The sequence below is a fragment of the Bacillus sp. SH7-1 genome, from assembly GCF_008042405.1.
Lineage (GTDB): Bacteria > Bacillota > Bacilli > Bacillales > Bacillaceae_G > Bacillus_A > Bacillus_A thuringiensis_N.
On sequence record NZ_QNUD01000019.1, the window covers coordinates 22,119 to 44,037 of the forward strand.

Below are 21,919 nucleotides of genomic sequence, written 5' to 3' on the forward strand. Positions count from 1 at the left end.
TTATATTTTGCGATGTTTCTTTAATGCAAATACATTTCCTACTGCAAATAATAGTGAAAAAAGAAGTAAAACAGTAAGATCTAATGCAATCTCTGTAATTCCTTGATTTCGAATCATCACTTGTCTCATTGCGTCAGCGCCATATGTGAGCGGAAATAATTTCCCTAACATTTGGAGCCACTTATTCATAGATTCAATTGGAAACAAACCAGAAAAGAAAATTTGTGGCACAATGACAAGCGGTATAAACTGGATCATTTGAAATTCATTATTTGCGTATGCAGATAAAAACGTCCCTAAAGTTAAAGCAGTTAAAGAAAGCATACATGTAATAAGTAGCGTTAGCCATATGGAGCCAGCTACATATAGGTCTAAAATGTAAACTGAAAAACTTACGATAATAATGGATTGTATGAATGCAAAGATTCCAAAGCCAATAATATATCCTACAACTATTTCCCATCTCCTTACCGGCGTCGATAATAACCTTTCTAAAGTACCACTTAAACGTTCTCTTACGAAAGACACCCCTGATAAAATGAATACAAAGAAAAATGTAAAGAAACCGATTAATACGGGACCAAGCCCATCAAACATTGTAAAGTCTTTAGAACCATGTAAATAATTCACTTCAGGTTTCATAATCGATACATCGTTCTTCTCTGTGCCTTTTTGTAATATTTGTAGCACAGCACGATTTTTTGACGAATCACTACCTTCTAATACAATATTCATTTTTCCATTTTCTAAACGAATTACCGCATCTACCTTTTGTTTTTCCAACTCAGACATTGCCTTTTCTTTACTATATTCATAAATTGACGCTTCCTGATTTTTCATCACTTTTACTAACTGAGCGGGCATATCAACAACAGCAATATGCGGTACATAGTCCTTTTGTGTAAACACTAGCGACAATAACCAAAGTAATAACATAGGTGCCCCAAACATCATCGCTAACGAACGTTTATCTCGAAAAAATTGGCGAATAATACGAATGATTACACCGATAACTCTCATGATTCAGCCACCTCTTCCAACAAAAAGACATCTTCAATCCTTCCTGATGATACCCGCTTTTTCAATTCTTCAGGTGTTCCAGTCGCAACCAGCTTTCCTTCTCTAATCAGCCCTAGGCGCTCACAAAACTCAGCTTCATCCATAATGTGTGTCGTTACAATTATCGTTGTGCCTTTCTTTTTCAAATCATAAAATTTTGCCCAGATTGTTTTTCTAAGAAGCGGATCTATCCCCACTGTTGGCTCATCTAAAATTAATATTTCTGGTTCATGAAGGAGCGCTATTGCTAATGATAAACGCTTCTTCATTCCGCCTGAAAAATGCTGCACTTGCTTTTTCATATGTTGTGATAATTGTACAAGGTCAAAAACCTCTTCAATTCTTTCTTTTTTATGCTTTCCCTTTAATCCGTACATCGTTGCAATAAAATCTGCATTTTCATATGCTGATAGTTCTTCGTATAATGCATCAGCTTGAGCCATATAACCAATTCTTTTCATTTCATTTAAATTAGGCATGTTCGTGTTGTAAACAAGCACTTCACCTTCCGTTGCCTCATTAATACCCGCAATCAATTTAATAAGAGTCGTTTTCCCTGAACCTGAAGGCCCAACTAAACCAAATATCTCTGCTTTTTCAACTTGTAATGAAAGATTGTGTAAAACTTCTTTTTTTCCAAAACTTTTCGATACAGTCCGTAAAATAATGGCAGGTTGCTGCACGTATTCTTCCCCCTTTCCCAAAATGAGTGAGTACTCACTTTTATTTTACTCTTGCGTAATTATATGTCAAACTTCATTGATTAGTATGGTTTTCCGTCAATAATATTAAACAATGAAACAGAGTCGACATTAGAATATCCTTTCTTAAAGTCGACTCTGTTTCATTTAAATTATATAATTTGCTTTACGTTTTTAAATTCATATATTTCCTAATTCTAGCAACATCTAAAGAATATTCGATAACTAATTGCTGTAACGGTAAAATAACTGTGTCAGGATATAAATGTGCATATTGTAATGTTTCCGCATATTTTTCTAACCTTTTTTCTAAATACTTTATAATTTGATCAGGATGACTTACTAATAAACATTTGCAATAATAATGTATTTGTTCCTCAATCGCCGTATACTCTTCAATTTCATATTCTTTATGCATGTGTACACCCCTTTAAGTTTTTTACATGAATTACTTATCACACATTTCACTCGACTAATTTTTAAGTTTTTTGATTATTTACACTATAACAAACTCTTCGGGTCAAATTTTGTTACTTTATGTAACGTAGAAAATTTTTAACAAAATTGTAATGTTAACTTGTATAAAATGCATATGTCCTATTTTTTTCTGTATAGAAAAGTCGTACAGTTCAATTTAACTGTACGACTACAAGTTCTGGCCTATTAAAAATTCTTTGCGGAATGATACTATTACCTAATCCTCTACTCACTACCATAGACGTATTTTGTTTTTCATATAAACCGGCTGTATATTTAGGTAAAACACCTTGATTTGGAGCCACTAATTTGCTGATAAATAGTAACCTAAATTGTCCACCCTGAGCGTGTCCTGATAAAACTATATCCATTTGCTCATCAGCATAATTCTGAATAAATTTAGGTCTATAGAATAAATTATCTATTTCTCCTATTTTAATGTGGTGCTCCTATTTATAGATATACTCCTATGTAATCCGTAATTTTCCTTATCGGATAAATTAATAAAAATTATTTCCCTACACATTGAGATTACAAGTTGTATAAGGAAGCTCTTCTTTTTTCCATGCAAGAAATCCTCCCTTTAGATTAACCACTTCCTTTATACCAGCTCTCTGTAAAATACTAGCTGCTATAGCGGAACGCAATCCGGTTCGACATTGTAAAACGATTGGGCAATCCTTTGGTATACAATCTAGCTGCTTAAATAGATTTCCTAAAGGGATATGTATTGCATTATAAAGATGTCCTTCCTCCCACTCTTTTTTACTACGTACGTCGATTACCTTAACACTTCCATCTTTTATATGCGGATATAATTCAATTGATGTTTTTTCTTTGTAACTTTCAAATCTATCAAGTCTTTGTATAACTTGTAAGGGTGCAAAAGCAATAATATTATCTAGCCCAATAGATTCAAAGTCTCTAATAACCTCCTCCACTCTAACCTTTTCCTCATCTAGAATGATTATAGTTTCTGTTTTATAATCTAGTAACCATCCACACCAGGTTGTAAAGGAATTGTTATACGGTATGTTAATTGATTTCTCGATGTGACCAGAAGCAAAACTCTCTACATCCCTTATATCAACTATTTGCTGAACACCCCTCATAACTTCTTGAAGTTCTTTTACTGTTTTAATAGCAAAAACTTCTCTCTTCTTACGAATTGGTGGACCGTACTTATTTAAATCCTTCATTAATGAAAAATATTTTGGCGGCTCTGGCTGTCCCGTCAATAAAGTCGATACAAAATCACTTTCTTCATTACACTGAAATGCCCAATTGAACATCTTTTCATAGCCTAAGGTAGAAGTTGGAATTGCTCCTAATGCTTTTCCACATGCGCTTCCTGCACCATGTGATGGCCATATCTGCAAATAATCAGGGAGTATTTTTATTTTTTGTATAGAATTAAATAATTGTTTCGCTCCTATTTTTGCAGTATCTTTCATACCTATAGCGGTTTCTAATAAGTCCGGCCTTCCTATATCTCCTACAAAAATAAAATCACCTGTGAATATTCCTATCGGCTTATCATTCGTATAATTATTTTGACTTGTATCAGTTACTAAAAAAGAAATACTTTCAGGCGTATGCCCTGGTGTGTGCATTACATTAAATTTTATATGACCTACTTTAAACTCTGAGCCCTCTCTAACTAATTTGTATCGACCTTCGTTAAGATATTGATATTTCCAATCACAATCCCCTTCATCAGATACATATAAATTGGCATGATAAAGAGTAGAAAGTTCTCTAGACCCAGAAAGAAAATCTGCATGAATGTGAGTTTCAGCCGCAGCTATTACTTCCATCCCCTCTTTCTTAGCAAATTCTATATATTGTTCTATATAGCGACCTGGATCAATTACAATTGCTACACCTTCCTTCTGACAACCGACTAAATAGGAAGCATGTGCTAATTTTTCATCATAAAAATATTTTAAAAGCATAGCTATTCCCTCCAATTAGTTATTTCAAATTGCTTTTCAATTTTAATTTTTATAACCACTTTCTCTTTTCTCTTATAGGATCCCTTTCAACATAAAATTCCAATACATATAGGGCAACATATATCTTTTAAGTAAAAACATACTATACCGTTCTTTCGCTTGATTAAATGGAAACGTTTCTTGAGGCTCATGTTTATAGTTAAATTCAGCGAGTATCAGACTTTTATAACCAGTAATAATCGGACAAGATGTATACCCATCATATTTAGCCTGCAAGTCTCTTCCGTTAAGTACGTCCATAATATTTTGTTTTAAGATAGGTATTTGTTTTCGAATTGCCGCTCCAGTTTTAGAGGTGGGTAAATTGGTACAATCTCCAAGTCCGAAAATATTCTTATACTGCACATGTTGTAAAGTATAAGGGTTTATATCTACCCACCCCTGAGAATCACTTATTTCACTCTCTTTAATAAAATTAGGTGGCTCCATTGGTGGAACAACATGGATCATACTGTATGGTACAGTTTCTCTTTTCAGTGTTTGTGTATCTTCAAAAATTGCTTCTCTCTTTTCGGCAATAATTTCTACTAAGTTTTTATTATAATTTGTTATAATTTGCTTTCTTTCTAGTACTTGTTCTAATGTATTAGCATATCGTGGAACCTGAAATATGTTAGCGTTCGCGGTATAAAACATTACTTCACTTTTGTTTCTTACACCGTTATTAGAAAAATACTCTTCTGCTAAATACATAATCTTTTGTGGGGCACCACCGCATTTAATAGGAGTATTGGGATGGGTAAAAACCGCATTTCCTCCTTTAAATTTTTTAATTTCTTTCCAAGTAGAATCAACATATTTATAAGAGTAATTGCTACAAACCCCATTAGTCCCAATAGACTCTTTTAAACCTTTAATACCGTCCCAATTTATTTGTATACCGGCTGCTACAATAAGAATTTCATACTCAAGCAGCAGTCCATCATCTAAAAGTAGCTTATTTTCATCCGGAAACAACTTAATAACACTTTTAGGGATCCATGTTGCCCCTTTTGGAATAAGCAATTCTTGATCACGCATCGTAATTTCCTTTGAAACAATTCCTCCCCCCACTAAACTCCATAGTGGTTGAAAGTAATGTTTTTTTGACGGATCAATAATTGCAATACTTTCTTTCAATAGGGGTACATTTCGTAACAAATGTGCAGTAGAAGATATTCCAGCAGTCCCAGCACCAATTACAACAATTTTATAACTATCTCTGGTCTTCATTATCCTCTTCCTATCTAAAATTGATTTTTAAAATAACTATTTAGTAGCCTTATTTTCATCGTAATAACATTATTATAATTTAAAAACACCATGTATTTATTTGATTAAAATGAAAATTTTGTTAATTTAACTGTCAATATTACTTTATGTGTAAATCCCCTATGTTACTTCCATTTTTTATATTTCTCAATGCTAGTCTTCTTCCTATCTTACTTTAATTACAATTTCTCTCTACGCTCAAATCTTTCTTTATCTCTTTTTTCCAAGAAAGCCCTTCTTCTAGGCCTTCTTCACCATTCACTTCATAGCTTATTTTCCAAGCTCTAATTGTTCCAGAATTAACAGAAAATTTTTCCGTAATGTCAGCTATTGAATGACAACCATCTTTATAAAGAGCTAGAATCGCCAATTTTTCAGCTTTAGAATATTTCATTTTATTAAACAAGTGTGTTCTTTTCTTTTTTCAGTTTTAATAAATAAAATTCTTAGCCTATAGTAGGCAAATTAAATTATTTTACACCGACCTGATTCCAAGCATTTTCTATGGCTTTATAAGTTACACTATCATAGCCATCATAATCAGCCGCAGATTGTAATAAAGCAGTACGAGCTTGTTTAAAATCGCTAGTTGGAGTCAAATATGTTGTTAACGCACGATAATAGATTTTTTCTGCCTTTTCTTTACAGATGGAATTAATTGTAAAATATGCAGCCTTATTCGGAATACCACTATTAATATGCACTCCACCATTATCTCCTTCTTCAGTTTCTGGAAGATATTTATAGTTTTTCATATGGGCAGGTTGTCCATATTTCTCAGGATTTGATAAGCTTCGTAGTGCGTCCCCAGAAACACCAGGTGTAAATACAGCATCTCCTACATCCCAATTGGTAGGATCAACAAAATAGCCAAAGACATCAGAGAAAGATTCATTTAATGTACCTGATTGATTTACGTAACGAAGATCAGCAGAATACTCTGTAACAGCATGAGTTAATTCATGTGCCACAACATCAAGAGAACCAGCAAGTGGAATAAATCTGCGACCATCTCCATCCCCATATATCATTTGCTGGCCATTCCAAAATGCATTATTTACGTTAACTCCATAATTCACAGCGGAGCGAATCGTTTTACCTTTCCCATCAATACTATTACGATTAGGGACATTTTTATAATAATCATAGACTTTTCCTGCATGATAATGGGCATCAACTGCTGGCCCTTGATCTTTATTTGTCCAAGCATTATCATCATCAAATAGACGATAATTTATTGGATAATCTTCATCGCTATGATTTACTGTAAATGTTTCAATATAGCCACCATTCATAGGCTTTGTTGTGTCTTTTAAGTAGTATTTTCCCTTTACACTACTAAAAGTTGTATTTAATTCTTTGTTATCACTTAGTACCCCATATCCATAACCTTTATGAGCACTATCTGCATCTGTAACTGCATTATATGAATCTACAATTGTCCCATCTTCCGCATTAACATAGATGTGCCAGTTAGCACCATAAGGTTTAATAAATTGTAGTTTCACTTTAAATGTTAAATGGTAAGTTCCATCTTTTTCATATATAACTAAATCTGCTTTTTCATTAGTAGACTCTAAGTTTTCTTTTATCTGATCTAATGCATTTCCATCCATTTTTACTAGCGTATCACCTTTTGTAAGTTTAATATGTTTCCAAGCATTTGAAAGTGCTGTTTCCTTTGTAATCTTTGCTTTTGTATTACCCTTTAAACTTTCCTCTGCAGCTGGATGGACGTCTCCATTGACCGTTGTTACTCTACCCTCTTTATCTGTATGTACAATAAATTGTGCACCATCAACGGGTATTTTATTTATAGATCGTGTATAAACATAATGTTTCATACCTAAATCATCTGATTTCACTTCTTTAAGTGTTAAATCTTTTTGTGGATTTATTTAAAATAATTCTTTATTTTCTTCAAGAAACTCTTTTGCCGCTTTTTGAGTCTCTACCTTTTTATCAGATAAGTCACCTGAAAGAAATGATGGGCTTCCCTGTTCCTCATTCCAATTTTTTGTAGTACCTCCATTTTATCCATTGCTTCTTGTTGAGAAACTTGCTCTTCTGCAAACACAGTTGAAAATGGTGCACCTAACATTGTTCCTGCAGCAAGCAATGTAATAACTGTTTTTTTCATTCGTTTTCCCCCTTCAATATGAGTAATATAAGAGATATAATTGCAAAATTTAATATACAATTATTTTCGGATTTTTTGTATAAATATGAATGAATACATATTATTCGTTTATAAAATTATTAATATATAAATTCCTTCTAGAGGTGCCTTCACATGCCCATCAACCTAATATTTTGAAAGTACCCCAAAATGAAAAATTTACTTTTCTACAGTTATTTATTTATGAGGATTAAGCCCATTTTTTACATCTTGCGAGTAATTATTTAATCGCTGTCGTACTTCTGTTTGAATGTAAATAAAATAAGTTCCATTCATCCAAAAAACACCCCTGATTTCTATTATTCATAGGAAATCAGGGGTGTTTATCAGTATATAAACCTTTTAAATTATTAATAAGTCTTCTTTTAAAATATAAATGGTTAAACAGATAAAAAAGCTTCGATTGTTATATCATACCTTATTTCTTAAATACAGGTGCTATTTTATCAATGCGATTTGTCCAAATTCCACCTGTATAATCGTCAGGAAGGCGTTTTATATCTTCAGATGAGTCAAATCCACTTGAAAACCCCAACCCATTTCCTCCTACAATGATAACTCGAGTATCTGCTTTATCCATTCGATTAAGAAAACGATTTGGCCATCCCCAAAGCCAAGGAGCTACTTTGTCTGGTATATGTAATTCTCCATGCTTCAGGCTTGAAGGTATGTAGCCAGTCCACCCTAATGCCATATAAGTAATAAGATCTTTTTTCATGGTCGCTTTTGACATTGTTCGTAAACTAGGGATTCGCTCTTTTATCGCAGCAATTGGTTTATCGCCACCATATACAGTTAATTGATCAAGGCGCTTCGCTGGTAATTTCTTGAGGTGAGTAGCCAATTGGATTCCTTCATTTTCATCATCACTTTTAATATGAATAAGAAAAGAACGGTCTGGAAAATGGGTAAGTACTTCATCAAGTGTTGGCATAAGATTAATCCCTTTGCCACGAAACGGGAATGTTTTACCCTCATCAGCTGTATAACCGTAACCAATATCAAGTGCTTGTAGTTCTTTTGTTGTAAAATCTCTTGTAACACCTTTACCATTAGTACGGCAATCAAGAGTCCAGTCATGAAAAATAACAAAATTATTATCTTTAGTTGGTTGAACATCAAACTCTACTAGATCAGCTCCAGCTTTAAATGCCGCTTCCATAGATGGAATTGTATTTTCTAAATAAGAATGTTCAGGTTTATTTATACGTTCTGCTGTACATGTATCACTCTCTATTTCTTCCATGCTAAATGTTTGCGAAAGTCCTCGGTGAGCAAGAAGAAGAGGAGTTCCATCTTCCCTCTTAGCAAAAAAAGAACTGTTATTTACATAAACAAATACGAATAGGATAAGAATTATCCAAGTCGCTTTACGTTTCAATAACCTTTTTAGTTTGTTCATTGTATGCTCCTCTTAAATTTGGTTGAAAAATGCCTTAAAAAATTTTCGGCATTTAAATACTGGTAAATGTTAAAGCCTATCTTATTTTTTCGCAATGGATATAATTGTTAATTAAAGGCTGGTACTTTCATATAAAACGGGAGCAATAGAAATCAATTCAATAATAAATCAACCTTCAGTAAGAATAGTTTTTAAAGATTTCTATGAGAATTTAATATAAATGGGTATATGTAATATCCTATTATTTTAGAATCAATTTACTATATGTATATTATCTGACAGCATCTTAATCACCTTATTGAAGGATTAGAGGCCGTCTAAATAAAACTGGATAATAAATTAACATCATACCTACAAATGAGCAAACTAAATAAAAAATAGCCTCGTATTTTATTACTAGAGAAATATTATTATCAACCTTTTTTTCATCTCTTTTATATATCATTTTGAATAATACTCTATATAATAAATACCCAATAATTGCCCCCAGGGTGTTCATAGATAAATCATCAATATCTGTAATTCTATTATCTAGCAATTGACCTAACTCAATAGCCAATGAAAAACCGAATCCAGCATAGGCAGTACTTTTCATTGTTCTAAACTGCGGCCAAATAGTCGGCAATAAAAAACCTAATGGCATAAACAGTAAAATGTTTAAGACGTAAGTAGTCATACCTTCAGAAGCAAATGGAATCAAGTTAATTTGATTTACACGAATTAATGTTTCGTATCTACCTATATCCCATATAGTCCCTATCTGCGTCACCTTATACACTAGTGAAAGGTAAAATAGAAAAACATACACCCATAGAAAATGCTGAATAGATATATTTTTTTTCGTTTTAAAATAAAATCCAATTTGAAACACTATACAAAAAATAATAGTAAAAAAATAAGTATATAAATAATTAATCAAAACTCCTGAATGCATTTAAAATCTCCTAACTTTACATTGTAATCTATAACTTTGTCATTTTAGAATATAATTCAAGAACGGGTGGTCACAATCACCCCATCTATATTTTCTCCATATATTCCATAAAATTCATTCACTGGTATTTCAACTTCAATTGTTTTATTTTTAAAAAAAGGATAATATGAAATCAAATATTTTTCCCCATCTTAATGAAAAATTGATTAACACCTTCCTTTACAGCATTATTAATCATTTCTAAAAATTTTTTTGCTATTTCTTTTGATAAATAAACATTTGTATTAAGCAACCTGTATCCATTTATCAATTCATTATGTTTAAATAAATTTGCGATATCTGATTTCACACTCTCTCGGCGAATAGGGTATGTACTGTTAATTAAGAGCAGATTCCCTTGATAGATGTGTTCTTTTACAATCTCTTTCTTTTGAATAATTGAGGTAGTCCCTGTATTATCTATGTTATCTTTGTGATTTTGATTATATTTTTGAACCTCTACTTTACTCTGAAAAAACAGCGCTTTATTCATGTAAGCCATTTTAATCCACGCATAAGTTATCATATCTTTCTTTGACGAAATAAAAAAAGCTCGTTCTTATGGTTTAAATCTACCGCATAAGAACGAGCCATTTATTAATATTAAATTGTTAATTTCCTAAGAAAAAGTAGAGATAACCTTAAGAATTTCTTAAGAAACAATGATTATTTTCTAAGAATCCCCTTTATTAGCCGAGTCTTGGAAGACTGGAAGTTCTACCGTGAAAGTCGTAGAGTTATCATTACTTTCCGCGTAAATCTGACCGCCGTGTTGAACAATGATTTCTTTCGCAATCGCCAATCCAAGTCCCGCGCCGCCCGTATCAGAAGAACGGGCATCATCCAATCTGTAAAACTTTTCAAATATGGTAGCAAGTTTATCTTTCGGGATGTTTCCGTCGTTCTCGAAAACGATGGATACCACATCTTCGGATAGGTTCGCCGTAATGTCAATAACGCTGTCGTCCTTGCTGTATGCAGTGGCGTTTTTCAAAATATTGTTAAAGACCCTCGCTAGCTTATCAGCGTCACCAAATACGGTCAAATCTTCAGAAGCATGGAGTACCACCTGTTTTCCCTTTGCAGCAAGCTGGGGATAAAATTCATCAGTCATTTGCACCAGCATATAGTATAGGTCTATGTGCTTTTTCGTGAGCGTAATCGTTTGAAGGTTATATCGCGTAATCTCAAAAAACTCGTCGATTAGCTGTTCCAGACGATACGCTTTGTCTAACGTGATATGCACATACTTTGCCTTTTGCTCTCTTGGCATGTCTGGTGCCTCGTCAAGCAGGATCAGATAACCGATAACTGATGTAAGAGGCGTTTTAATATCGTGTGCCAAGTACATAACAACTTCATTTTTTCTTTGTTCGGCCAGCTTTGCATCATGCTCTCGCTTTTCAAGGGTTCGCTTTAATGTGTTGAGCTTCTGTTCCATGAACTCCAATTCCGCAGAAAGCTCAATTTGTTTATCTTCATTCTGAATAAGTATATCAATACTGGTATTTATCTCTTCAAAGTATTTTACAAATTTTAAAAGCATAACTCGGCATAGAATAAGAATACTAATGGCAACCGCCACATAAATAAAAATTTCTATATTGTTCCGTATAGTATACTGATATATTATCATTGCGTCCCAACGCTCTAAATGATAACTGTTTTCCAAAAAACGTACAATCCACTCCCCAAGTGTCCCTTGGATAAATAGACGCAAAAACAGCACAAATACAACTGCTGCCATGACAATTGTAAGGATATATTGGTAGAGTTTTCGTTTTAATTTTGAATAATCGATTTTTTTATTCTTATTTTTCAATTTTATAGCCAATCCCCCATACCGTTTTTATATACTTCGGATTATCAACCGTGTCGTTCATCTTTTCTCGCAGATGGCGGATATGCACAGTGATAGTGTTATTACTCTTGCTGAAATATTCATCACCCCATATCTCATGAAACAGCTGCTCAGAGCTAACCACATTTCCCTTGTTTTCACAGAGGATACGCAAGATTGAAAACTCGGTAGGAGTGAGAGATAACGGCTTCTCGTTCAGAGAACACTCATGCGTGCTTATATTAATGACAAGACCAGAGTGGACGATAACATTCTCGTTCTTTGCCGTTACTCCATTGTATTTTTTATATCGGCGTAACTGCGCCTTGACTCGCGCAATTAACTCTAGTGGGCGAAAGGGTTTTGTAATATAATCATCCGCGCCAATTGTTAGCCCTGTAATTTTATCTACTTCCGTATCTTTCGCCGTCAACATGATAATTGGATAGGTGTGCTTTTCCCTTATTTTTTGACAGATAGTGAGACCACTTACGTCGGGAAGCATAATATCCAATATTGCAAGGTCAAGCGCATTCTTGTCTATACATTCCAATGCTTCTTTGGCAGTATAGTACTTGAAAACCGTATAATTCTCGTTTTTCAAGTATAGCTCAACCAAATCAGCAATTTCGTGTTCATCTTCCACAATAAGTACTTTATCACTCATGATTACCAATCCTCCTCTATGGATGTACTTTTTTCAATTGGAATCTTTTCCGAATAACGAGCCTATCATACCTATTACTCCAAGTAAAGTCCATTGTTGTATACAGACAGAGTCGGTAACACCAAATAAATTTTTAAATTTACCCATTTATTAAGATTTAATTTTATGCCAAGAATAAAAGATTTATCTGACTCAAAATTATTTACAATGGATAAAGCAATATACTCTCCCTTTAGAAAAAGGAAACAATTCCGCCTTAAATTGACTTTGTATAATCTTAACTTGATAGCAATGTCGCACTAGCCAAAATACAAAAATCTCCTTCAAAAAAAGAAAGGCAGTAACTAATGTATTACTGTGACCTAGTTTTACCTAACTTGAATTGAATCCCCTTGTTGTAGATTTTTATTTTATTATTAATAATAAAATAAAAAAAGCTCCCCTGAAAGGAGCTCCTTACATTACAAAACACTTAAGAAATTCTTCTAATAACAGCTCTACTTAAGATTTGGAGTATGGTTATAACTCATCCCTCCCTGTTTGTTACGATAAATCATTGGTCGAAGACTAATCTTTTTCTGTGTATTATTTCAAGCCCTTTAGATTTTTTCTTTTTGTGAAATTTACCTCAATACAAATTAACTAGATAACAAAACGTAAAATAACAATGCAGCTGCCTCTTGTCTTTTCATACTTTGTTTTGATAGATAATCTGCTGATCCATCTTCATTATATATAACCTCAGGCCCTACTAAGCGATGACCTACAATGTTTTTCACGGATTCTATTGCCCAATCATCAGTTTCTCCCTTTAAAGTTGCATCTGCAGATGGCGCTCCTAACATTTTTAAATACTGCCAGGTAATCCATGCTGCTTCTTGTCTAGTAATTTCACGGTCTGGATGGAATTGTTCCCCTTCTTTTTCATATAAAATACCAATCTCATATAACTTTTGAATATGTGACGCATATGGATGATTTTTCACATCAGAAAACACTGGTTCTTTTTTTGAAGGTGGCGTAAAGTAAGCGATTTGAGATAACCCATATGCAAATTCTGCTCGTGTAAGAGAAGATTCTGGAGTGAAATTCCCCTCGTTATTTGCTTGTAATACCTCGTATTGATGTAAAGGATTTATAAACTTAGCATATGGATGATTTTCATCTACGTCTTTAAATCTCTCAGGCTCACTTAGCTTCACCGCTGAACTGCCAGAGTTCCAATGTATCATTTCTTTCACGGTACCATCTTTGTGAAGTTTAAATGCCATATAATTCCCTTTTTCATCCTCAAATAGTAAAGGGTCTATTTGTTTTAGCTCCTGTTTACCATATACTTTATCACTTACATATAACTTTCCTTCACTTATGTTTACATGTGACATTAGGTTTTTTAATCTCAAATCACGGTAAACACCTTCAAATTTCTTTAATTCTTCTTCACTGGGGTTTAAATATTCCGGCTTTGTTTTATCTGGGAAATATTGATTCATAAAATCATCAAATACTTCAACAGGTAGTGCTGAACTATCTTTATTTGTAACAACAAAAACTCCAATTTTATGCTCGGGAATTAACCACATTAAAGATGAAAAACCGGGTATATTTCCACCTTTCCCAAACACATATTGCCCGTTATGACTTTGCGGTGAAAAGAACTCAAATCCGTATGTCATATTAGGGTATTTAGGATGTAAAGCAAATTTTGTTTTTTGCATATCTTCTACAGTTTCTTTTTGTAGTATTTGGTTATTTTTAAATTTACCATCATTCAATTGAGCAATCATGAAATTAGCTACATCACTCCCTGTAGAAAACATACTCCCTTGTGGCATATCTGTTGGTCTAGTTTGATAAAATGGAATAGCATTACCTTTAGCATCATATCCTGTTGCAAGCTTTTCTTTAATAAAATTAGTCATAACAAAACTGCTATTATGCATTTCTAAAGGGTAAAAAACATTTTTGGCCATATATTTGTAAAAAGGTGTGTTTGTCAGATTTTGAACAATATACCCTTGAAGCATAGAAGCAAAATTATCATATGTATATGTATCTCCTGGCTTTCTCACCACTGTGGGCATATTATCTTCTACATAATCTTTAAGCATTGTATAATCATTATCTTGATAATGGATGTCCTCTGGTCTAGGATCTACGTAATCAAACCCTGTTGTATGGGTAAGTAAATGCTCCATTGTAACTGTTTCACCCATGTTATTTTGGTACTTTAATCCCCCCATATAATTTACTATATCTTTATTTAAATCAATTTTTCCTTGTTCAACTAACTGCATGACAGCACTAGCAGTAAAAACTTTTGATATTGACGCTAATCGAAAAACTGTTTTTTTAGGATCGATGTGGATATTCTTTTCTTTATCGGAAAATCCGAATCCCTTTTGAAATAGAATTTGATTATCCTTTACAACGACAAGAGCTACACCAGCTGCGTTTTCTTTTTTCATTTTCTCTGGGATTACTTTATTGGTGAACACTTCTACATCTTTAGGATTTAATGTTATTGGTGCAACAGTTTCTGCTTTTGAATAATTGCTCCCCAGAAAAACTAACAAAATACAAACACTTACAGCTATTAACCTTTGAAAATAATTTTTCATTCTTTTGTTCCTATTCCCCAAATTAATTCCCCCTTTAATAATAGATTTATTGATTATTCATCTATAGGTTAACCAACCATATTCTACCATTATACAGTTATTTTTTCTAATTTTGTTTCAATTCTGTCATTTATCAACTATTCCCATATGGAATTAGTCTATATATCATTAGGTTTTAGTTATAGAAAATGATATAGCATACAAAAATGCGGGATAGTCTTTAATGTAGACTTTCATCGACAGTTTTTTCATAACATCCTATATGAAGAAAACACCCATCCTTTATAATCAATAAAATTGGATGGGTGTTTTATAACGCATTACTTATTCTATTCTTACTGGGTATTAAGATATCTAAAATGATATTATAGTTTTTCAATTCTCATATAAAGTCTATTGACTGTATATATCTTTCTCTATATTCTTTAACAACATTTCCAACCTGTCCCTAGTAACTTGATTAAAATGTGGATTTAATTCCTTTATTATGAATTCAAGTAACTCATAGCTTATGTAGTCACGCAATTCCAGTGAATATTGTTCAGCTAAAAAAGACTTTAATTTTATAGAGATAACAATCTTATCCTTTTTACTAATCTTTATCTCCATTCGATAACAAACCTCTCTTAGATTAATCTGAAAAGCTAATTAAAATCAATTTTTATTACCTGCGAACTGGTCACTGTTGCATATCATTTTTATATTTAAAGTATCTCTGTTTTATATATTACACAGCACAATATATAAATCAAAGCCCAAATACAGAATTTTTAACTTTATCAACTTTTTAGGAATTCCAAATAAAATTAACTTTTTCATACTTTCTACCTTTTTGGTACTTTCGTTACCGTAAGTTGCAATTTTCCTCATTTTTAAAATAATACAACCTAGACTCAATGCAAAAAGAGAAAATATCGCAAAAGTAACAGTGATAGAATTTAATGATAGACTCCAGCTAATTAGGAAAGATACTAGTGCCCCCCCTAAACTGGCCGATGCAATAAATAGACTAGTCACTTGATCAATATTATTTTCCATAATACGGGAAGCTAGAATTAATGTTATTGGAAAAACACCCGCTATGACTAAACCAATAATAAAGATGATAAACAAATACATACCTGTACCTCGAACAAAGGGAAATAGAGATAAAAGAATCACTAATGTAAAGCAACTAGATGTAATGTATGTCCAATAATTAATTTTATGGGCTAGCTTACCTACAAGTATTCTTCCTATAACTATTGCTAGCCAAAAACAAGATATACTTACTGAATTGATTAATTCATTATTGGTAAGAATCATTATTGTAGATAAAAAATTTGCAAGATTAGTTTCTATGCCTGCATATAAGAATGCAAAAAGTGAAATAAATAATATAACTGTAATCTTTTCACTTTTAAATTTCAGAGTGAATGAGGAAAGGGATGCTCCCCCCTTTTCATTATTTTGAGGAGAAAAATTTAGAAATTTTGTACGTCCAAACATGTACCAAACAAATATTGTAAAAATAAAGAATAGTAATATCCCATAAAGAATAAAATACCATTCATAAAATTTTATAATATAATTAACTAGTAACGGAAACCCTAGCGCCCCAACCCCAAACCATACTTCGAGAATGCTAAATTTAGCAGCACTATTCCTTTCTGATGAAATAATAAAGGAACCCACCGTAGTTTCTAACAAACCTGCTCCATAGCCTAATACAAAGCAAATAAAAGCTAAATATGCCCACTCTTTTATATATATAAAACCTCCTAGAACGATGGACATTACTAAAACACCTAATGTTATTGTTTTAAAATAATGATACTTTCTTACTAGTATAGGTGAACTTAGAACACCAAATAAAAAACCTGTAAATTGAAAAAATATCAAAACACCTAATTGATCAGGGGTTCTTCCATAATATTGTATTAATGAAGGAATTAAACTACCTATACATACATGTATGATTCCTACAATAAAATAAAATAAGCAACCATAATAAAACATTAACCGCATCTTTTCTCAACTCCAATCCAAAATAAAAACAGGGATTTAAGTAAAAGTTCTAAACCCCTGTTTTTACCATAAAACTAAATAGTTGCTACAGATCGCTCTTTATTACTACTGCTTTTATCAAAAAACATATCCAAAATAACCTGTGAACGAAATCCATCTTCAAATGTTGCTACAGACTTTTTAGGGCCACCTTCCGCAGCCTTTGCCCATTCTATAATTTCACTTCTAAAAGAATCAGACCATTCGAAAATCTCATTTTCTGGATCGACTAGTAAAGGTAATGGTAATGTGATTTCATGTTTTTCCAATCCATCAAAGAGTACATATTTATTTGGCTCTTTAGAAGAATACTTATATTCTTTCTTCGTACCTATTACCTCTATACTAAAACCACAATCGTCAAGAAACGAACTTTTAGATGTTGTAATATTAACAAAAACCTTATTTTTCAATTGGCCATACACCTCAGCATAGTCATCAACAAATACTGGTTTGCTTTCTTTTTCCTTAACATTTGTTTTAATTTTAGTACGAACGGTATCCTCTCTAAAATCACTCTCGAACAAAAACCATAGTAAGTCTATTAGATGGATCCCCAAATCTCCCAAGGCCCCACTAGTTTTATTACTTTGAAAATCATCTCGCCAAGTAAACGAAGTTCTTCTAAAAGCGCTATTCTTTTTAAAATGCAATCTTATCACTACTATTTCCCCTAATTCTTCATTTTGAATTAATTGTTTTAAAGCCTTAACATAAGATAAGTAGCGATAGTTAAACCCCATTGAAGCGACTAAATTAGTATTTTTTGCTATTGCCATCATATATTTTGCTTCTTCACAAGAGATTGCCATTGGCTTTTCACATAACACATGTTTGTTTTTTAATAACGCTTGAACAGCTTGAGATCTATGACAAAAATTCGGGGAAGATATTATTACCCCATCAACTACTTCTAGTAACTCTTCATAGCTATTAAAAACTTCCCCACCAAAATCCCTTACCAATTTATCGGCATTCTCACAATTAACATCATACACTCCAACTAATTTACAATTATCAACAGTTGATAATGCTCTAGAATGAGCTCTTGCAATACTGCCTGCACCTATAATTCCAATATTCATTATATGAACATCCCCTTTTAATTAATAATGTGCTTTAGAGTATTTAAAATTCCAATCGAGTATTCACCTTGAGCTAACATTGAGTGTATTTTTTTAGCCTCTTCTGTTGCATTTTCTACTAAATAACCATGTCTTACAGCTTGTAGCATTCTTAAATCATTCCCACTATCTCCAAAAGCTATTGCATTTGTTCTATCTAGTTCGTACTTGTCTAAAATAAATTTCACTATCTCATCTTTACCTGTTCCAAGTGGAATAAAATCTACATCATAGCAATTTTCTGGATCACCAGCTAATGGATTACATTTGTTAATATTAACTCCAACTTGGAATATTTCCCCGATTTCTTCTATCTTTTCTAAATTCTTTGCATCAATAAATTCATTTTGCTCTTCATAATAAAAATTAAATTTGTACTTAGAACTGCCTAATTGTGTCTGAGGTCTTAAAAAAATTTCATATTTTATTTCTAGCAATTTAAGAATTCTTTCAATCTTTGAAGAATCAAAACCACCCTCTATAATTCTCCCTTCCCAAATTTGATCATCTATAGTAGTCCCATTACTATCAAAGTACGTTATTTCTGTACCTAATCCACTCGCCACAAAATGAGGGAAATACTGAATACCACCCTTTTTCATTTTTTCAACAATTGATTCTAAACTACTTCCCGTTACCCAACCAATTACTAGATTCCCTTTACTTCCTTGTTCATACAAATACTTTTCTAACAATTTCATATTGCTTCTTTTAGAATCATCCATGTTATGAGGATAATAAGTTTCATCAAAATCACAGAACACTACATATTTCGGGTTTTTAACCTGTGGTAGTCTTTCAAAATTTAAAGACTTTAAAACTTCATTACTTATTGACATTGAATAATCCCTCCAAAACGAAATTTTGCTCTTCTAACATCATATTTGGATGTAAAGGTAGATGTAATATTTCTTTATGAACTTGCTCTGTATTGAACATATTGTTTTGCAAATCATTTTCCTTAACCCATTTGGTATTTTGTTTATGAGATAATACTGGATAATAAATATCTGATTCAATGTTATACAATTGGTACAATTTATTTTTCAACTCGTCTCTTCTTCCATTTTCAATTCTAATTGGAAAAAGGTGCCAGACATTATCTTCTGTCATCATAGGTAGCTTTATTAATTCTCTATCCTCTAAATCCTTTAACTCACGAATATATCGTTGAGCTAAATACGCTCTTTTTAAATTGTTGTATGATAAATACTTAATCCTTTCCAAACCAATAGCTGCTTGCAAATTATCAATTTTAGAATTGAATCCAAAGTCTAATACCTTTTTATTTTTTTTATCAATTTCAAATCCATGATAACTATATTGATTGCAACAAATTGCAAGATTTTCATTATTAGTAACTATTGCACCTGCCTTACCACATACACCAAAATTCTTATATGGGTTAAAACTAAGAACAATAATATCTCCATATTCTCCAAGATTTGAAGAACCAATAGCTTGACATGCATCTTCAATAACTCTTAATTGATATACATCCGCGATTTCACGAATTTTTTTCATTTCACATTGTTTACCATACAAATGTACAGGCAAAATACATTTAGTTTTTTGGGTTATAGCTTCTTCGATTTTAGACGGATCAATACAATAACTCTTCTGATCTATATCTACAAATATAGGTTTTGCTCCGACTGCTAACACAGCATTTTCAGTAGCAGCAAAACTATTAACTGGCATAATTACTTCATCCCCCGGCTGGATACCAATAGATAACAATGACACCATAAGAGCATCTGTGCCACTACTTGTTGCAATTACAAACCTTTTATTTAAATAACTTCCGATTACTTCTTCTAGTTTTTTTGAAATGGTCCACTTGTGAATTGACCTGTCGGTAAAACATCTTTTAAAACCCCTATAATTTTTTCAACCTCATCTTGAGAAATCAACCGATTAACTGGCATAAATTCTATTTTCTGTATATTTTTTCTGCTATAATTGAAAATATCTTTTTCTATATCAATATCTATTTTCAATTTGTTTTCCCTAAATAATTTCTCTTTCATCTTGTGATTCGGTAATATATTACTAATTTCAAATTCTTTTTCTTTTGTTTCCCCCTGTAGGCACTTTAATAAAGCTAAATTGTCTTTACTATGTCCAGAAATTGTAGTAAGAGTTTTCACGTTAAATCACCTCTAAGAAATTATTTTGAAAATCATGAGTAGACTATATTTTATGTTATCGATTACATGTCAACATATTTTTTACGGAGGGTTTCTCTATGGTAACAATTAATGAAATAGCTAAATTATGTAATGTATCAAATGCTACGGTTTCAAGAGTTCTAAATAATCATCCTTATGTAAATTTAGAAAAACGTGAGAAAATAATAAAAGTAATGAAAGAATTCAACTATACTCCTAGTTCTATTGCAAGGAATCTTAGGGTAAATAAGACACAAACCATTGCACTATCAATTCCAAATATAGATCATCCCTTTTTCGGAAAATTGGCTAGAGAAATTTCTAAAGAATTATTAAAGCATAATTACAAATTGCTAATTTATCAGACTTTTTATGAGAAAAAAATTGAACTTGAATTACTTTCATTACTAAAGAATAAGGCTGTAGATGGTGTAATTCTCGCATCCCTAGAAAATAGTTGGGAAAATATAGAGCATTATTTAGCATATGGGCCCATAATACTTTGTAATGAGTATGAGGAAAATGCGCCTATTCCGATAATTTGTTACGATGAATTTGAAGCTGGATACAAAGCTGTTAAACATTTAATAAGCAAAGGGCATAAAAAAATTGGCTTTTGTTTTGATTCTCTTAATAGTCAAGCACAATTAAAACGCCAACAAGGTTATCTGCATGCCTTAAAAGAAAAACAATTACCATTCAATAAAAAATGGCTATTTGGAGATGCAATTACTATTAATGATGGGTTTAGAATTTTTGAGAAGCTAGATAAATTAAAAGATAAACCTACTGCATTATTTACAGGAAATGATCAAGTTGCTGCTGGAGTCATTAAAGGAGCTACTATTAAAGGGTATTCTATTCCAACTGACTTAGCTGTTTGTGGTTATGATAATCAATTAATTTGTACAGTTACAAACCCAACAATTAGTACTATTGATATTCCAATTGTTAAACTGAGTAAACGAACCGTTAACGAGATACTATTATATATAAATACAGATGAATCTATTAAACGTAAAATTATTGAATATCCTACTAACTTAATTATTCGTGAATCTACATAATTAAAATAAAAGTTTCTGCTTAAATTTATATAAAATTAAAGTAATTTACAAAAATGCTCTTCACGAAGTCAAATAGATAATATTTTTAACTGTAGGGACTAAAGAATTAAAATGGGTTATTGAGCCTTCAGAGAAAGATCATCCTTCTACTATCTCTTTCAATGTAATGATTGATGTTTCCTTGGGTACCGATTCTATTCGTTGGAAAAATATTTCACATGGATCTAGGACTGAGGCTTACACAAATACTAAATATTATATCGCAAGTCCGATTGGTGCCACTAGCAAATTCACTGTGAAAATATACGCTATTACAAATTAGAAAA

General features: G+C 32.2%; 15 protein-coding genes and 7 pseudogenes. 3 read left to right on the forward strand and 19 right to left on the reverse strand.

All coding sequences use genetic code 11. The annotated features are described in order from the left end of the window. The 13 genes and pseudogenes from DN390_RS17150 to vanR-A form a co-directional block, all read right to left on the reverse strand. A complete protein-coding gene (locus tag DN390_RS17150; RefSeq protein WP_097844985.1) occupies positions 1–1,020 on the reverse strand; it encodes an ABC transporter permease in 1,020 nt (339 codons plus the stop codon). Beyond that, positions 1,017–1,742, reverse strand: coding sequence for an ABC transporter ATP-binding protein (locus DN390_RS17155; RefSeq protein ID WP_147807912.1), 726 nt, complete (start codon positions 1,740–1,742; stop codon positions 1,017–1,019). Before DN390_RS17155 ends, DN390_RS17150 begins: the two co-directional genes overlap by 4 nt. Positions 1,743–1,926: 184 nt before the next feature. Beyond that, entirely contained in the window at positions 1,927–2,178 is a 252-nt protein-coding gene (locus DN390_RS17160) for a hypothetical protein (RefSeq protein WP_000548621.1), read from the reverse strand. A 211-nt stretch (positions 2,179–2,389) separates the two neighbouring features. Then, positions 2,390–2,653 (reverse strand): annotated as a pseudogene (locus tag DN390_RS17165) (metallophosphoesterase); the annotation flags it as partial. 102 nt (positions 2,654–2,755) lie between these two features. After that, positions 2,756–4,192, reverse strand: a complete 1,437-nt coding sequence (locus DN390_RS17170) for an MBL fold metallo-hydrolase (RefSeq protein WP_147807913.1) — start codon at positions 4,190–4,192, stop codon at positions 2,756–2,758. Positions 4,193–4,264: 72 nt separating this feature from the next. Then, positions 4,265–5,464, reverse strand: a complete 1,200-nt coding sequence (locus tag DN390_RS17175) for an FAD/NAD(P)-binding oxidoreductase (RefSeq protein WP_147807914.1) — start codon at positions 5,462–5,464, stop codon at positions 4,265–4,267. 214 nt (positions 5,465–5,678) lie between these two features. Beyond that, on the reverse strand, positions 5,679–5,909 hold the full coding sequence (locus DN390_RS17180) for a helix-turn-helix domain-containing protein (RefSeq protein ID WP_255444010.1): 231 nt from the start codon (positions 5,907–5,909) through the stop codon (positions 5,679–5,681). A gap of 64 nt (positions 5,910–5,973) precedes the next feature. Next, positions 5,974–7,643 (reverse strand): annotated as a pseudogene (locus DN390_RS17185) (M4 family metallopeptidase). 457 nt (positions 7,644–8,100) lie between these two features. Further along, positions 8,101–9,084: a glycerophosphodiester phosphodiesterase family protein gene (locus DN390_RS17190; RefSeq protein WP_147807915.1), complete on the reverse strand. Its 984-nt coding sequence runs from the start codon at positions 9,082–9,084 to the stop codon at positions 8,101–8,103. 295 nt (positions 9,085–9,379) lie between these two features. Next, a complete protein-coding gene (locus tag DN390_RS17195; protein ID WP_097844991.1) occupies positions 9,380–10,018 on the reverse strand; it encodes a VanZ family protein in 639 nt (212 codons plus the stop codon). Positions 10,019–10,202: 184 nt separating this feature from the next. Then, positions 10,203–10,583: pseudogene (locus tag DN390_RS17205) on the reverse strand (D-Ala-D-Ala carboxypeptidase VanY); the annotation flags it as partial. Positions 10,584–10,730: 147 nt separating this feature from the next. Then, entirely contained in the window at positions 10,731–11,885 is a 1,155-nt protein-coding gene (vanS, locus tag DN390_RS17210; RefSeq protein WP_147807947.1) for a vancomycin resistance histidine kinase VanS, read from the reverse strand. After that, positions 11,869–12,564, reverse strand: coding sequence for a vancomycin resistance response regulator transcription factor VanR-A (gene vanR-A / locus DN390_RS17215; RefSeq protein ID WP_147807916.1), 696 nt, complete (start codon positions 12,562–12,564; stop codon positions 11,869–11,871). Before vanR-A ends, vanS begins: the two co-directional genes overlap by 17 nt. A 99-nt stretch (positions 12,565–12,663) precedes the next feature. Here vanR-A and DN390_RS31655 point away from each other — a divergent pair. Next, positions 12,664–12,795, forward strand: a pseudogene (locus DN390_RS31655) (Tn3 family transposase); the annotation flags it as partial. A 407-nt stretch (positions 12,796–13,202) separates the two neighbouring features. Here DN390_RS31655 and DN390_RS17225 read toward each other — a convergent pair. The 6 genes and pseudogenes from DN390_RS17225 to DN390_RS17250 all read right to left on the reverse strand — a co-directional run bounded on the left by DN390_RS17225 (position 13,203) and on the right by DN390_RS17250 (position 20,505). Then, the gene (locus DN390_RS17225) at positions 13,203–15,185 is read right to left on the reverse strand and encodes a serine hydrolase domain-containing protein (RefSeq protein ID WP_147807948.1); all 1,983 of its coding nucleotides are present in this window, start codon (positions 15,183–15,185) and stop codon (positions 13,203–13,205) included. A gap of 393 nt (positions 15,186–15,578) precedes the next feature. Continuing rightward, the gene (locus DN390_RS17230) at positions 15,579–15,794 is read right to left on the reverse strand and encodes a DUF2164 family protein (RefSeq protein ID WP_147807917.1); all 216 of its coding nucleotides are present in this window, start codon (positions 15,792–15,794) and stop codon (positions 15,579–15,581) included. Positions 15,795–15,992: 198 nt separating this feature from the next. Next, a pseudogene (locus DN390_RS17235) lies at positions 15,993–17,192 on the reverse strand (MFS transporter); the annotation flags it as partial. A gap of 74 nt (positions 17,193–17,266) precedes the next feature. Next, a complete protein-coding gene (locus DN390_RS17240) occupies positions 17,267–18,316 on the reverse strand; it encodes a Gfo/Idh/MocA family protein (RefSeq protein WP_147807918.1) in 1,050 nt (349 codons plus the stop codon). Between the two features lie 17 nt (positions 18,317–18,333). After that, complete coding sequence (locus tag DN390_RS17245; RefSeq protein WP_147807919.1) at positions 18,334–19,194, reverse strand: HAD-IIB family hydrolase; 861 nt, start codon at positions 19,192–19,194, stop codon at positions 18,334–18,336. Next, positions 19,181–20,505 (reverse strand): annotated as a pseudogene (locus tag DN390_RS17250) (DegT/DnrJ/EryC1/StrS family aminotransferase). Before DN390_RS17250 ends, DN390_RS17245 begins: the two are co-directional and overlap by 14 nt. Positions 20,506–20,603: 98 nt before the next feature. Between DN390_RS17250 and DN390_RS17255 the strand changes: the two are divergent. Next, positions 20,604–21,593 carry a LacI family DNA-binding transcriptional regulator gene (locus tag DN390_RS17255; RefSeq protein WP_147807920.1) on the forward strand — a complete coding sequence of 330 codons (990 nt, stop codon included), beginning with the start codon at positions 20,604–20,606 and terminating at the stop codon, positions 21,591–21,593. 85 nt (positions 21,594–21,678) lie between these two features. Next, positions 21,679–21,915 (forward strand): annotated as a pseudogene (locus DN390_RS17260) (phosphatidylinositol-specific phospholipase C); the annotation flags it as partial. Positions 21,916–21,919 lie beyond the last annotated feature (4 nt).

Bases quoted from the DNA above. Each gene is read 5' to 3' on its own strand.
- DN390_RS17150 (WP_097844985.1), bottom strand. From the start codon at position 1,020: ATGAGAGTTATCGGTGTAATCATTCGTATTATTCGCCAATTTTTTCGA.
- DN390_RS17160 (WP_000548621.1), bottom strand. From the start codon at position 2,178: ATGCATAAAGAATATGAAATTGAAGAGTATACGGCGATTGAGGAACAA.
- DN390_RS17170 (WP_147807913.1), bottom strand. From the start codon at position 4,192: ATGCTTTTAAAATATTTTTATGATGAAAAATTAGCACATGCTTCCTAT.
- DN390_RS17175 (WP_147807914.1), bottom strand. From the start codon at position 5,464: ATGAAGACCAGAGATAGTTATAAAATTGTTGTAATTGGTGCTGGGACT.
- DN390_RS17190 (WP_147807915.1), bottom strand. From the start codon at position 9,084: ATGAACAAACTAAAAAGGTTATTGAAACGTAAAGCGACTTGGATAATT.
- DN390_RS17195 (WP_097844991.1), bottom strand. From the start codon at position 10,018: ATGCATTCAGGAGTTTTGATTAATTATTTATATACTTATTTTTTTACT.
- vanR-A (WP_147807916.1), bottom strand. From the start codon at position 12,564: ATGAGTGATAAAGTACTTATTGTGGAAGATGAACACGAAATTGCTGAT.
- DN390_RS17225 (WP_147807948.1), bottom strand. From the start codon at position 15,185: ATGAAAAATTATTTTCAAAGGTTAATAGCTGTAAGTGTTTGTATTTTG.
- DN390_RS17230 (WP_147807917.1), bottom strand. From the start codon at position 15,794: ATGGAGATAAAGATTAGTAAAAAGGATAAGATTGTTATCTCTATAAAA.
- DN390_RS17240 (WP_147807918.1), bottom strand. From the start codon at position 18,316: ATGAATATTGGAATTATAGGTGCAGGCAGTATTGCAAGAGCTCATTCT.
- DN390_RS17245 (WP_147807919.1), bottom strand. From the start codon at position 19,194: ATGTCAATAAGTAATGAAGTTTTAAAGTCTTTAAATTTTGAAAGACTA.
- DN390_RS17255 (WP_147807920.1), top strand. From the start codon at position 20,604: ATGGTAACAATTAATGAAATAGCTAAATTATGTAATGTATCAAATGCT.